A 14,735-nucleotide genomic window follows, 5' to 3' on the forward strand; every position below is an offset into this window, starting at 1 on the left:
TAAAATACTTTCTCCTGTAAATTTTTCCATACTTTAAATATACATAAAAATCATAAGTATTTATCGGAACACCTCAAAAATTTTTTTACTGGTTTTATTATTCTCATCATCAATTAGCTGCATGATATACGTTCCAGACGAAAGAGAAGAAACATCTATCGTATTACTAGAAGACTTTAGTACTGTACTTAAAATCTGTCTTCCTAACAAATCAAATACTGCAACATCTAAGTGCTGTGTTTTTTCAAATTGAACCGTAATGCTGTTTTTTGCAGGATTTGGATAGACCTGAATTAGGGAAGTATCGAATTTTTTAGCGCTAAGGCTTAAGCTTTCTACTCCACAATACGCTATTGCCCATGATGTCAGTATACCATCATCCCCTAATCCTGTATCCGTTATATTAAGTCTCCATTCGCCTTTAGCACTTTCTCCATTAAAAGCAGAAAGCGGTTGCGCCGGCTTTAAAACACCAGAGATTGCTGGACTTGTTAAAGAACAGTTTATTACAGCCAACCCTTGATCATCAAAAGTAGCATCCAAATCCGACTTAGAATCACACTTACTAGCTATCAGTGAAACATTGGTCCCTGATGGACTTGTCAGTACCGCAACTATATCTCCTATATAACTATGGGTAATTTTCATCGAAACATTAATATCTGAAATTGGGATATCAGTTGCTATATCTATTGTGCTTGTTGTTGTTAAGGTTGATACTATTACAGAAGGATTAGTGTTAGTCCTACTAAAACACTTGTTTGAACCAGTTGTAAAGCTACTTGGCCTACTAAAAACACCGTTTGCACATTCGTTTTTAGGCCTAACTCTCCAATAATACAACGTATTTTCGCTTAACCCTTTATTTTGATTATATCCATTTTTTGAGACAGTTGCGGTTTCTACTATAGATTGAAAATTTGAATCAGAAGCAACTTCCACATCAAAAAATTCAGCACTGTTATTCCCATCTTTAGACCAGATATAGGATGGATAAGTTGATTGTTTCACACTTGTATTAGCTGGACTACTCAGCACAGGCTCCGAAAAAACACCTCCCTTTAGCGTTAATACAACAACTTGAGTTTTGGTTTCTGACGGAGAAGTACCCGCGAAAGTGATAGAATAATCCTTAGGGTTTGAATTAGAAAATCCGCTAACGGTCATTAGTATTGTTTCTTTTGAGGTACTTGCTGTTGTTGGTGTAAAGCTAGCTGTGGAACCAGATGGTAAACCTGTCGCAGCAAATCTCACTACCCCCGTAAAACCCGCAGAAGGAATATAATCAAAACTAAAAGTTGATTTATTATCATTTGCACATTGGATTTTTGAGACTTCAAGCGCTGTCAAAAAGAATGTTGGAGTTGTAACTTGCTTAATTATTATAGTTGCGTCATTTACATCTAAGAAAACATTGTCAGCCGCTTTTATCATTAAACGCCCTGATTCCGTTAAAGAAGAGGGTACAATGATGCTTTTAGAACCACTATTTAAAGCCTTATCCGCTAATATAATAGTATCGGTAAAATCCCCTAAAGCCGAAAATAAAATATTTACAAACAAACAGTTTACCGGAAGTAAATTGGTATTCGCAACATCCCAAGTTATCAGTTGAGTTTCACCTTGTATCCAAGTCGTGTTTGAGTTTTGACTTGAAACTTTAAAGGGTCCTGCCGTTTGGATTGTATTTAATGTCATTAAATCAGCTGCCGTTTGTCCGCCATAAACAACATTATCCCTAACCGTAAAAGCAAACTCAAAACTCCGTTGAACTTGGGGAATTACCTCCCAAGTAGGCATCAGATTATTACTTAAAATATCAGTTAATTGGGGGAAATACCTATTAGGTTTTGTGGTTCCTCTTCGGGTTCTAAACATAGGACCTTGAATAGCCGTTGGGACAGGCTGAACAGGACTTTGCATCTCTTCATTGTCATTTTGTTCCCACGTATAAGTAAGTAGATCTCCTGAGTCAGGATCAGAACCTGTTCCTGACAACTGAAATGCGGTACCTACAGGAATGCTATAATTAGCTCCCGCATTGGCTTTTGGCGGTAAGTTGCTAACCTTGATTTCATCAAAACAAGCGGAACTCACACCCCCTTGAATGTTAGCACTTATGTCTCGTATGTTTACATAATTAAAATAATCATCCGAATTTTCCTGTACATTTTGCCCCGTACAAATTCCGGCATACCCCATTATTGACGATCCGCTTCCGGGTTCCACTTCGGTATTATTCCCGCTTTTCAAACAGGTAGTTGTCCCATTGTGGGTATGATACCCTCCCATTTGATGTCCAATTTCATGTGCTACATAATCAACATCAAAAGAGTCTCCAGTAGGATTTGATCTACCAGTCATACCGCTTCCTTTATTTCCGGAATTACAAACACAACCAATACAACCTGCATTACCGCCGCCAGCTGTATTAAAATTATGCCCTATGTCGTAGTTTGCGTCTCCAATATTAGCATCTATGGTCAATTGAGTTTGCTTATTATATTCTGTACCCCAAGGGTCAGTAGTTCCATCATAATACATTACATCAAAATTCTTAGGTACAAACTGATATGTGATACCTAATTCTTTCTCATAAATACCATTTACTCGTGTCATTGTGACAACCATTTGCGCCATGATATTTGATTTTTTTTCAAAATCGGTAGTAGCATTACCAATAAACAAGGCACCATACTCTCCTGTACACGACATTGCTAATTCATACAACCGAATTTTACTGTCATCAGTAGCACCTATCGTTTTATTTATTTGCGTATTTCCAGTTTTTTTAGAAAGTGAATTATCAGTCTCGCAAGTAAAAACATCAGATGAATTATTGACTAGATCATCTCTGTTGTAAGCAATATATACTGACTTATCACTTGTATAGGGATCTATAAAATAAGTTGATTTTCCAGCTTCAAAAACCTGAGCATGAAATCCGGCTTGCGACAGACTAAACCGAATATATTTACCAGGATGTACTAATGAACTACCAACATAACTTTTAATATTTGGTAATTTTGCAGCCAAATCCGGATGCAAAATTTGGGCATCTAAAACTTGGTAGTTTTCAACAGAACCGTCTTCATTAGGCACATTGATTATATTTTGAGAAGTCCCAAAAAACACACCTCTTTTAGGAGCATTCTGTAGTTTATTTTTAACAGTGGCTATACCAACCGTGTAAAGTTTAAATTTTGTGGGCATTTTTTCTTTATCAAAACTAATATTATTAATTTTGAGCCGACTGTTTTCGGATAAAGCGGTCCAATCACTTTTATTCTGCCCCCATGATATGCTTAAGGAAAAACAAAACAGTAGGGGTAAAAGAAAATTATTTTTAGTATTCATTATCTTTAAATTTAGGTAAAAAATAAATCCCCCATTGCATTTCTACGATGGGGGATTTTGAATCAATTATTTATTGCATCAGAAACTTAAATGTATCTGATTTATTACCATTTATAACAAGAAAATACATTCCGCTGGATAATTTACTAACAGGTATTTTAGCTTCATTACTACTTTCTAATTGCAAAGCGCTTATTAAACCTCCATTTAGGGTATAAATGTCAACTCGATCAATTGGCGTTCTTGCACTGGAAATTGTAATTACTTTATCAGCCGATAAAACAGTTGGGTATATTTTAAATTCTTCCCCATTAATTTTTTGCGTAGATAAAGTCGCTTGTGTTACCAAAGCAAAAGTTCCAGATCCGGTATGATTTCCTTTATAAGTACGATATTGCTCCGCAGAATATGCAGCACCTAACCCTCCGTTTATTTGAAAACTCTTAGGGTAATTTTTAGCATCATTGATAGAGTTGCTATTTACTTTTATAACTCTTAACCCGCTAGGGTCTGAAAATTCACTTGTTTCAGCATCTGTAAAGAATAGTGTTAAGTCATAGGAAGCTGTTGGTGCATTCAATCCATCTGCTTCTACTTTGATAACTTTCCCTGAATGAGATCCTGCTATATTAGTAAAGTTAGATTTACTACCTGACTCACTAATAGTTAGCGTAACACAACCCAGATCCTTAGTCGCATTTTCTATCATCCCAATGACATCTCCATCCTGATCGCTCAAAAAGTATACTTGGTTTCCAATTTTTACGGTTTCACTATCAAATTGCATCAAATCAGATTCTACTGAAGCCGGTGTTCCGCTTACTACAACGTTGTCTAAAGTAAAACTAAAAGCAGTACCTAGCAAAGCATCATTATACCATCTCCAAGCTAAATGAAATTGTGTGTTATTTAATGCCGGTGTCGCTTTATTATACTTACCTGAAGACATAACAGCTCCTGATGCTGTACCTGCAAAAAAGGCTAAAGAATTATAATTAGCGCCATCTAAAGAGTATACAAATTCACCATAATCAAACAACGCAGTATTATCTACTTGGTCCGTTTCTCCTCCTGCTTCCCAGTCAAAAGCTACAGTAACATCGCTCATCCCTTTTGTATCAATCAATTTGCTTATGAGAAGTAGATTTCCGTTTTGGGTTGAATCATAAGTGGCGCCTTGAGATGCAGTGCCATTTGAAACGTATGCTTTTCCTAAAGTATTTGGCCCATTAAAAAGCCAAACATTGGGATCCAATCCTATTACACTTTTAGTTTCCCAACCAGATGGAATATTTGAAGTAGTAAAAGTTTCTTTAAAAATCTCTACCGTACCTATACCAATAGCTGGTACATAATCATTATCAACAATTGTGATGTTTTGAATTCTAGATTGCGCTACAGGAGTATTTACATTAAACTTGATTATAATATTTTCTACACCTTCAACTATACCATCATTAAAAATGTTGAGTAAAATTGTTTTAGTCCCATCTTTATCAAAAGACAAACTAGTTGCTGATGTAGTAAAGTCTTTATTAATAGTTGCTGTAGAACCTGAGAAGTCTAAATTAATGGTTTGAGGAGAAGTGATGTTTACCCCAGTAACCTTAACCTCTATTGTATTAAAAACAGCACACCCTTGTGTTGCTGTCTGTTCGTTGACTACAGAAACATTAGCCGATTCAAAGAAAAGTTGGTTTGGATCAGGCGCAATAAATTCATTCCCTACATTAACCGCATACCAGGCATTCGTTACTTGTTTCACTTCATTAGAAAACGTTCCATATTCTTGTCCTGCAACAAGTATACTTGCATCTCTCATCTCTTGAAAAGTAGCGTTTGGAGTAAGTAGCACTTCGGCCTTAAAAGTAATCTGTTCAGCAATAAGAAAACCTAAACCTTTGACACTGTAGACCTTCAAAGCATCATTTATTTGATCATCTGCAGCCGCTTTAGCTTTCCCACGAGTAAAACTCTTTCCAGAACCTTCTACTAATAAATAATACCATTTATTTAGAACTCCACTATTACTATGGACTCCGCATTGGTCATTCGCTAAACTAGGTTGTACACATTGTGGGTCAGACCAAAATTTACCTCCATAACTGTCGGGATCTGTATTTGCTTTTGGATCATCCATCCAACGCAAAGCAGTAGATCCAGCTGCGCCCGGAGCTAACCCACCATCACGTTCATCAATTTGTTCTCCAATTCCCCACGGGTCATAAGGCAACGAACTATCAATTGTAGTCAATACATAGTTTTCTACAGATGCTGCCCAGATATCCGAAAACCCTTCATTCATAGCACCGGATTCTCTGGCGTAAACTAAATCAGATGTATTAGAGCAGACACCATGTCCTATTTCATGCCCACAAACATCCATGGATGTTAAAGGTCCAAAAGAACCATTAGGCTTTGTACCGCCTTGATAACTTCCATCTCCGTAGGTCATTGCAGTACCATTCCAGAAAGCATTGTCATACGCATCACCATAATGTACATAATTAATAACTTTGGTACCACGATTATCATAACTACTTCGATTATGAATAGCTCCCCAATATTTAATTACTATTTCAGCTCCCCAATGCGCATCTAAAGCAATATCATCATTTTTTGTTTCATTGTCAACAGGGTATTTTAGAGTAGTGAAACGACTTCTCCAGTGTTCATCTGCGGTCCAGTTGTTGTCTCCAATTTCAACTTTTAATTGTCCTGATGGAGCATCACCATCATAAATAGAATACGATGGAATATTAGGCACACCAATAGGCGCTCCACCTACTCCATTATAAGAACGCGTTTCGTTTTCTATAACAACCGGCAATCCATTCACAAGGACCGGAATAGTCCCGAATAATGAATAGCGATTATTGACTGCATCTAATGTAGTCTGAAATTTTCTGTTTCCAGCATATCTTGTAGCTCCGTTCCCTTCAACTGAGGCTAAAATTGCTGCTGAATTAGTGGTGTTTATTTTATTCTTTTCGATGTTTTTATTAATTTCATCTGCATGTTTAATAATTGCATCCGTTAATAAAATCTGGCCATTGGCAGCATCAACAAAAACATTGTTTCTTGATAATGGTTTTGATGCGTATATATTGAATTTGTATGCAAGCGTTAAGTCAACCTCTTTTGTCTTATAATTATCAACATATACTAATTCGCCTTTAGGCAAATATTCATTATATGATTTTTGTAATTGTTGTATCTCTTTCTGATTCACCGTAACTTTTAAACTTTTTGAAATATCTTCCCAAACATAATTCTCAGCACCAACATGTTGCTTTGCCTTTTCTAATGCTTGGTCTTGGGACAATGACTTTGTCTTAGAAACATTAGCACCCATAACATAATGCTCTAGTGTAATTGCAGTTACTTTATCTTTTTTAAGAACAATATTATATCGTGCATGCTCCACTTTCACCCCATTATAGAAGGCAGAAAAAGTAACGATATTAAAATTTCCTTTGGTGGTATTGGTGTGAATTTCTTTAAATTCAAATGAATTTTTATCTAATTGCAGTACTTCCACTAAAAAAGCAGGAACACCAGCTAAATTTAAATTATAGTCCGGTTTAATTTTTAGTAAAGAAGGACTCTGGCGGCTTTTATTAAATTTAAATTCCTGGATATTTGTATTTGATTGCAAATATTTTTCATTATTTTGAGTTTTACTTTTTTGAGCGAAAATTAAAAAGGTAAAAAACAAAAAACTAGATGTGAGTAATAGTTTATTCATAGTTGTGCTGTAAAATTTGGTGTACTAATTGAGTTTGTCCTTATTGTTTAATGCTGTGTAATTTGATACTTTATTTCATTAGCGCTAATATTTATTAATTAATAGTATTTGTAGTCTTTAAAATCATTAATTCAAACGAACAATCAATAAACCACTTAGACAAGATCATTTTTAATGTCTAATCTGATTAAACAGAATCATATTAACTATATCACGGTATGCTGTTTTGACTCGTAAAACCAACATTCTCGTAACTATTATTCCAAAAAAAATATTTGATTAAAATTGATTAAAATAAATTTTAATCAAAATTTTGACTTTAAAAAACATAATTATTATATTTTAATCCAAAAAAGAATTAATTAATTAATTTTTTATCAAAAAAAAAGGTTAAAAAAAATAAACTTAATTTCTAATCAATATTAAAACAATAAATTATTTAAAAATTAATTTCAATTTATTAATTAAAAAAAAATCCTATAGATTTAAACTATTAGAGAGTAATGAATCTAATCTTTATGTTGCCATATAAAATCAGATACCGTTTAAAACTAGAAATAACCTTCTGAATTAGTGAAATTATATCAAAAAAAGAGATGCGTTTATAAAGAATATAATGGAGAGGGAAAATTTGAAAGAAAAAAAACACTACAGTGTCTTTGAGTGTCCAAAAAAATTACAGACAAGCAGTAATCACCTATACAAGTGAAAATTTATATTTTAATTAGAAGATGATTTTCTAAAAACAGTTCTGATTTGTAAAACCTATAAAAGAATCACAACAGTTTCTAATTACAAAATATCCCTTCCAAAACAGTATACGGCATTTTATTTGAACCGAAATTTAATTCATTAAACTCCCCTAGACCAGCAATAAAAAACTACGAATATAATCAATACTTATACCCTGATAAAATCAAATATAATTTACAAATCAGGCAAACCATCAATTTTGACTTTGCCTTCTTTTCCTTTGAAGATTCCGGAGGCGCTTGGCTAAGGTCAAAAAAAAAACCCATTTCTTTCGAAACGGGTTTTTTAATAATTGAGAAAATCAATTATGCTTCAACTTCAAATGGAAGTATAGATACATAAGATTTGTTATCTCTTTTCTTTTGGAAAAAAACAACTCCATCTACTCTTGCGTGTAGGGTGTGATCTTTACTGATGTAAACATTTGCACCTGGATTATGTTTTGAACCTCTTTGTCTTACGATGATGTTCCCAGCAATAGCAGCTTGACCACCAAAAATCTTAACACCTAAACGTTTTGATTCTGATTCTCTACCATTCTTAGAACTACCGACACCTTTCTTGTGAGCCATGACGTATTAGTTTTATTTTGTTATTATTCTTGAGTATCTTCTTTTTTAGCTTTAGCTACCTTTTTCTTAGGAGCTTCAACTTCTTCTGTAGTTGCTTCAACTGCTGCTTTTTTAGGAGCCGCTTTTTTAGCACCTGCTGCAGTAATACCTTCGATTACAATTTGAGTAAGATACTGACGGTGTCCGTTTCTCTTTTTGTATCCTTTTCTTCTTTTCTTTTTGAAAATGATAACTTTATCTCCTTTTAAGTGTTGTAACACTTTGGCTTCTACTGAAGCACCTTCTATAGCTGGGGCGCCTATTGTGATTGTACCGTTATCATCTAACAAATAAACTTTGTCGAAAGAAACTTGAGTTCCTTCTTCATTTGCTAAACGGTGAACGTAAACCTTTAGGTCTTTGCTAACTTTAAACTGTTGCCCTGCTATCTCTACGATTGCATACATAACAAATTGTTTTATAAATTTTTAAGGTTGCAAATATACAATTAAATAATTACCTCGCAATTTGTTGAAGAAAAAAAATACCCAATACATCATAATTACTTATTAAATAGACTTTTGAAATAATTTTACAAAATAAAACGCTTAACTAGTGTTAAATTTCTCACAGCGAAACACTTTTTATGTAACAAAAATTAAAAACCACTACTAATTATGCATATTAACAAAATTATTAACCTTATGAAAAATTCATTAATGGCTTTAGGTGCTTTGTTTATGCTAGGAGGAGTAGCTTCTGCTCAGAAAGTAGCTTTTGAAGAATACAAATTAGACAATGGACTGCATGTGATTTTGCACAACGATCCTTCTGCCCCTACTGTTATTACCTCAGTAATGTACCATGTAGGCGCTAAAGATGAAAATCCGGAAAGAACTGGTTTTGCTCACTTTTTTGAACATTTATTGTTTGAAGGAACCGAAAACATCAAACGCGGTGAGTGGTTTAAGATTGTAACTGGAAACGGTGGTGTAAATAATGCCAACACAACGGATGACCGAACCTATTATTACGAGGTTTTCCCATCTAACAACTTAGAATTAGGTTTATGGATGGAAGCAGAAAGAATGCTGCACCCAGTGATCAATCAAATTGGTGTTGATACTCAAAACGAAGTGGTGAAAGAAGAAAAGAGATTGCGCGTTGACAATCAGCCTTACGGAAATTTTTTGGCGGAAGTAAAAAAGAATATTTTCACAAAACACCCATACCGTTGGGCAACTATAGGTTCTATGAGCCATTTAGACGCTGCAACATTAGAAGAATTCCAAGCTTTCAACAAGAAATTTTACATTCCGAACAATGCTGTTTTAATTGTCGCTGGTGATTTCAAAAAAGAGCAAGCAAAAGAATGGATTCAAAAATATTTTGGACCGATCAAAAAAGGAGCTCCCATACAAAGAGAAACATTTGTTGAAGAACCGATTACTCAAACTATAAAAGCAGAATTTCAAGATGCTAATATCCAAATCCCTGCAATTGTAGCAGCCTACAGAACGCCATCTATGAAAACCAGAGACGCAAGAGTACTGGATATGATTTCATCCATCTTAAGCGATGGAAAAAGTTCTAGACTATACAAAAAAATAGTTGATGACAAAAAGATGGCCTTGCAAATTGGCGCTTTTAGTAACAGCCAAGAAGACTACGGCAGCTATATCATTTACGGTTTGCCTCAAGCGCCAAACACAACCGAAAATATTCTTGCCGAAATTGACTCTGAAATTGTAAAATTACAAACAGAATTAATTTCAGAAAAAGACTTACAAAAACTACAAAACAAATTCGAAAACCAATATGTCAACAGCAATTCTACCATTGACGGTATTGCAGACAACCTGGCTTCCTATCATTTGTTATACGGTGATGTAAACTTAATCAATACCGAAATTGAAATCTATCATTCTATCACTCGGGAAGAAATCAGAGATATTGCTAAGAAATATTTAAATCCAAACCAAAGATTAGTTTTGGATTATGTTCCATCTAAAGACAAAGCTCAAAACTAAGATACATCATTATGAAAAAATCAATATTAATTTTATCAAGCTTGTTCTTAACCGTAATTATGCAAGGACAAATCATCCCTCAGCCAAAACCTGGTGTAGCACCATCAATAAAAATCGGAAAACCGTTAACTTTTGAATTAAAAAATGGATTAAAAGTTATGGTTGTCGAAAACCATAAACTTCCTAGAGTAGCATTCAGTCTTACCTTAGACAATGATCCGTATGCTGAAGGCGACAAAAAAGGGGTTGCCGACATGACCAGTACATTAATCGGAAGCGGCACCACTAAAATTTCGAAAACAGCTTTCAATGAAGAAGTAGATTTCTTAGGCGCTAACATCAATTTTAGTTCTAATGGCGCTTCAGCAAGTTCCTTATCTAAATATTCGGGGAGAGTTTTAGAGCTAATGGCTGATGGTGCATTAAACCCAAACTTCACCCAAGAGGAATTTGACAAAGAAAAAGCAAAACTTATTGAAGGCTTGAAAGCCAATGAAAAAAGCGTTTCAGCAGTAGCAGCAAGAGTTGTAGATGTTTTGACTTATGGGAAAAACCATCCTGCAGGCGAATATGTTAGCGAAGCTACCTTGAAAAACGTAACTCTTGCAGATGTAAAAGCAAACTACACAACATATTTTGTGCCAAGCAACGCTTACCTAATTATTGTGGGTGATGTAAAATTCAGCGAGACAAAAAAAATGGTAGAGAAATTCTTTGGCTCATGGAAAAAAGCAGCTGCTCCATCGATCTCTTATAGCGATCCAATAGATGTTTCCGCTACACAAATCAACTTTATTGACATGCCAAATGCAGTTCAATCAGAAGTTGCGGTGGTAAATATGTCAAATCTTAAAATGACTGATCCGGATTACTTTGCAGTTTTGGTAGCCAATCAAATCCTTGGTGGCGACTTTAACAGTTACATCAACATGAACTTAAGAGAAGCGCACGGATGGACTTATGGTGCAAGAACAAGCATTTACGGAGACAAACGCATTTCTACTTTCAGTGCTTCTACGCAAGTTCGTAATGCCGTAACGGACAGTACTGTTGTTGAAATTTTTAAAGAATTCAAAAAAATCAGAACTGAGAAAGTGACGGATGAAATGTTAGCCAGCGTAAAAGCAGGATACATTGGACGTTTTGTAATGCAAATTGAAAAGCCACAAACCGTGGCAGGATATGCTTTGAGAATTCAAACACAAAGCTTACCAGCTGACTTCTACGAAAACTACATCAAAAATATCAGCGCTGTAACAGCAGATGACATTTTAAGAGTATCAAATAAATATTTTTTAACGGACAACAGCCGAATTGTAATTGTTGGAAAAGCAGCTGATGTAGCTACTAATCTGGAAAAATTGAAAATACCAGTTTCCTACTTTGATAAATACGGAAATGCAACAGCTAAACCAGAATTAAAAAAACCAGTTCCAGCAGGAGTCACTGCCAAAAGTGTCATTGAGAATTACATCAAAGCTATCGGTGGAGAAAAAGCAGCTTTGGCTGTAAAAACAATTGTAATGAACGGGACAACAACTATTCCGCAAGCGCCTTCTCCATTAAGCTTCACCTCAAAAATTGATGCCAAAGGAAAATTGATGGTTGAACTAGCAATGGGCACAATGAGTATCATGAAACAAGTGGTAAATGAAAAAGGAGCTTACGTAATGCAACAAGGGCAACGTCAGAATATTGAAGGCAGTACACTTGCTGATATGAAAGCAGCTGCCACACCATTTGAAGAATTGTCTCTTGCTAAAAACCAAGGTTTAACGCTGGAAACTATTGAATCCATTAATGGGAAAGATGCGTACGCCGTCAAAAACGGAAAAACAACCTTGTTTTACGATGTAACTTCCGGTTTAAAATTAGCCGAATCTAAAATTGTTGAACAAGGCGGGCAAAGCATCACTCAAACTACAAATTATGGAGATTACAAAGAAGTGAAAGGAGTTAAAGTTCCTTTTAACATCATCCAGAATGTAGGTTTTGAATTAGACATAAAAATGTCTGATGTAAAAATCAATGAAGGTGTTTCAGATGCTGATTTTTTATAATCAAATCTTGAATAAATAAATAAAGGCTGTCTATTTTTAGACAGCCTTTATTATTTTTAATAAGATCCTAAACACAAATTGATCAAGAACAGCTACTACTTCTTAGCCGACAAATACACGCCGATTAAAATAATAAACGCACCAAAAAACTGAACTGGCGTTAGCATTTCATTATCCAATAATCCCCAGCAAAAAGCAACTACGGGAATCAAATACGTTACCGAAGTAGCGAAAACCGGCGATGACATCTGGATCAATTTAAAGAACAGAATATTCGCAATTCCAGTTCCTACCACACCTAAAACCATTATAAACAAAATTGATTCCTGCACTTTCACATCATGTACCACTTCAAAAAAACCGGAGAAAAACAAGATAATGAATGCCGGAAAAAACAATACCATAAAATTCCCGGTAGTAATACTCAGCGGACTCAAATCATGCAAATATTTTTTGATTAAATTGACATTGACTGCGTAACATATCGAAGCTATTAAAACCAAAATAGCATAATAATAATTTTGTTCCGGATGATGCATGGCGCCGTTCAAAATCAACAAGGCGCTTCCTAATAAACCAATTAGAATTCCAAAAATTTGATTTCTTTTGAACTGCAGTCCAAAAACCAAAGCGCCAAGAATCAGCGTATTCAAAGGGGTCAGGGAATTCAAAATAGAACTCACGGAACTATCAATTTCAGTCTGTGCAATTGCAAACAAGTAAGCGGGTATAAATGTCCCGAATAAAGATGTTAAAGCAATGTATTTCCATTTAAATACTGGGATTTTAGACAAACTTTTGAACCCTATTAATATTAAAAAAACAGCTGCAAAAATAATTCGCAACGATCCCAATTGTAACGCTGTCAAACCTATTAATCCTTTTTTTATCAGTATAAAGGAACTTCCCCAAACCAAGGCAAGAACCAACAAATACACCCATTTTAACTGCTTCGATTCCATAAAAATAATTTTGCCCAAAATTGTAATTATTTTATGAATTAGTCCTTCTTTTTTTAATTAATTTTGTAATTCATAAAAAAGTAGTTAATCTTCAAAATATACATTATAATGAATTTCAAAAAATCAATCGCAACACTGGTACTTACAAGTCTTTTATTTGTAGGTTGCAAAGAAAAAGAAACAGACATAGCTTCAAAAGAAACGGCTGAAACAACTGCTCCAAAAGTTAAAAAGGAAATTGCAGCTGCTAATCTTCAAACAGCGAGTTTCTCTGTAGAAGGAATGACGTGCGCTGTAGGCTGCGCCAAAACGATTCAAGAAGATCTAACCGCACAGGATGGTGTTCAAAAAGCAACAGTAGATTTTGATACTAAAATGGCCACTGTAACTTTTGACAAAACAGTTCAAACACCAGAAAAATTGACAACAGTGGTTGAAGCCGCTGCTGATGGCAAAACATACAAGGTTTCTAAAATGAAGTCCTAAATAGAACTTTACCTTTATCGCAACAAAACATTCTCTTTACGGGGATGTTTTTTTTTGAACCACACAAGGATGTTGAAGGTCATTAAAAAAAGCGTACAGTTAGTGTTAACAGGCTAATTTAAACTTAAAAGCCTTATTTATTCTAAAAAGAGTATTGCTTATTTTGTACTATTCCGGTAAATGGCTATTGTTGTTATTTCCACTTCAAGGTTTCCATTAGCCGCTGCATATCATTTTTGATATAACTTGCCGCTGGCATAATCGAGTCATAATTGGGTTTCGCATAAAAATAAACGGATCCCGTCAAAAAATGACTAGTACTGTCCGTAGCATAAAACTGGGAATTCGTTGCTGCATTTCCTTCTACCTGATAAAACATACCGTACACTTTCTTATCGGGATTCAAATACGGTTGTTCCAGAATATCATCTGCTTTTATCACGTGTTCATAAGTCAATTTTTGTGCATCCCGCAACAGTTCATTAATGTTTTTAGTGACTGGTTTATAGGTGAGATAAATAGTCGCTTTCATTTTTGGATAGGTAATCGTGAAACCACAATTGGGCTCTTTCTGGATAACGGCCTCTGAATTCATTTCAAAAGCAAAAGGACATTCGTTTTCAAAATTCATATAACTGGCTTGCGGATAATCCAACCGCAAATAAGCGGATGGTTTTGGGATCACGGCGTCTTTGCAACTAAAACTCAACAATGACGTTAGTGCTATTACCAGAAAAGGGATTGTTTTTTTAAACATTTCTATTTTTTTTAATCTTACAAATTTTAAG

The 14,735-nt window shown here is 34.8% G+C and carries 9 protein-coding genes; 3 read left to right on the forward strand and 6 right to left on the reverse strand.

What is annotated here, in order from left to right; all coding sequences use genetic code 11:
* Nucleotides 1-60: 60 nt before the first annotated feature.
* The 4 genes from EKL97_RS00005 to rplU all read right to left on the reverse strand — a co-directional run bounded on the left by EKL97_RS00005 (nt 61) and on the right by rplU (nt 8,876).
* A complete protein-coding gene (locus EKL97_RS00005; protein ID WP_126567693.1) occupies nt 61-3,357 on the reverse strand; it encodes a reprolysin-like metallopeptidase in 3,297 nt (1,098 codons plus the stop codon).
* Between the two features lie 70 nt (nt 3,358-3,427).
* Nucleotides 3,428-7,015, reverse strand: coding sequence for a M4 family metallopeptidase (locus EKL97_RS00010; RefSeq protein ID WP_158614905.1), 3,588 nt, complete (start codon nt 7,013-7,015; stop codon nt 3,428-3,430).
* Nucleotides 7,016-8,163: 1,148 nt separating this feature from the next.
* Nucleotides 8,164-8,430 (reverse strand): 50S ribosomal protein L27, encoded by a 267-nt coding sequence (rpmA, locus tag EKL97_RS00015; protein WP_086453627.1) that lies wholly within the window; start codon nt 8,428-8,430, stop codon nt 8,164-8,166.
* Nucleotides 8,431-8,453: 23 nt separating this feature from the next.
* Nucleotides 8,454-8,876, reverse strand: coding sequence for a 50S ribosomal protein L21 (gene rplU / locus EKL97_RS00020; protein ID WP_126455145.1), 423 nt, complete (start codon nt 8,874-8,876; stop codon nt 8,454-8,456).
* 237 nt (nt 8,877-9,113) lie between these two features.
* Between rplU and EKL97_RS00025 the strand changes: the two genes are divergently transcribed.
* On the forward strand, nt 9,114-10,439 hold the full coding sequence (locus tag EKL97_RS00025; protein ID WP_126457567.1) for a M16 family metallopeptidase: 1,326 nt from the start codon (nt 9,114-9,116) through the stop codon (nt 10,437-10,439).
* A gap of 11 nt (nt 10,440-10,450) precedes the next feature.
* Nucleotides 10,451-12,499 (forward strand): insulinase family protein, encoded by a 2,049-nt coding sequence (locus tag EKL97_RS00030; protein ID WP_233588533.1) that lies wholly within the window; start codon nt 10,451-10,453, stop codon nt 12,497-12,499.
* Between the two features lie 95 nt (nt 12,500-12,594).
* Here the strand turns inward: EKL97_RS00030 and EKL97_RS00035 are convergent, their stop codons facing one another.
* Complete coding sequence (locus EKL97_RS00035) at nt 12,595-13,461, reverse strand: DMT family transporter (protein ID WP_126553947.1); 867 nt, start codon at nt 13,459-13,461, stop codon at nt 12,595-12,597.
* Nucleotides 13,462-13,569: 108 nt separating this feature from the next.
* On the opposite strand from EKL97_RS00035, the gene EKL97_RS00040 reads away from it, so the two are divergent.
* Nucleotides 13,570-13,947: a heavy-metal-associated domain-containing protein gene (locus EKL97_RS00040; protein WP_126455139.1), complete on the forward strand. Its 378-nt coding sequence runs from the start codon at nt 13,570-13,572 to the stop codon at nt 13,945-13,947.
* A 193-nt stretch (nt 13,948-14,140) separates the two neighbouring features.
* Here the strand turns inward: EKL97_RS00040 and gldD are convergent, their stop codons facing one another.
* A complete protein-coding gene (gene gldD, locus EKL97_RS00045; RefSeq protein WP_126455137.1) occupies nt 14,141-14,704 on the reverse strand; it encodes a gliding motility lipoprotein GldD in 564 nt (187 codons plus the stop codon).
* Nucleotides 14,705-14,735: the final 31 nt, after the last annotated feature.

The organism is Flavobacterium sp. LS1P28 (assembly GCF_003970335.1).
GTDB lineage: Bacteria > Bacteroidota > Bacteroidia > Flavobacteriales > Flavobacteriaceae > Flavobacterium.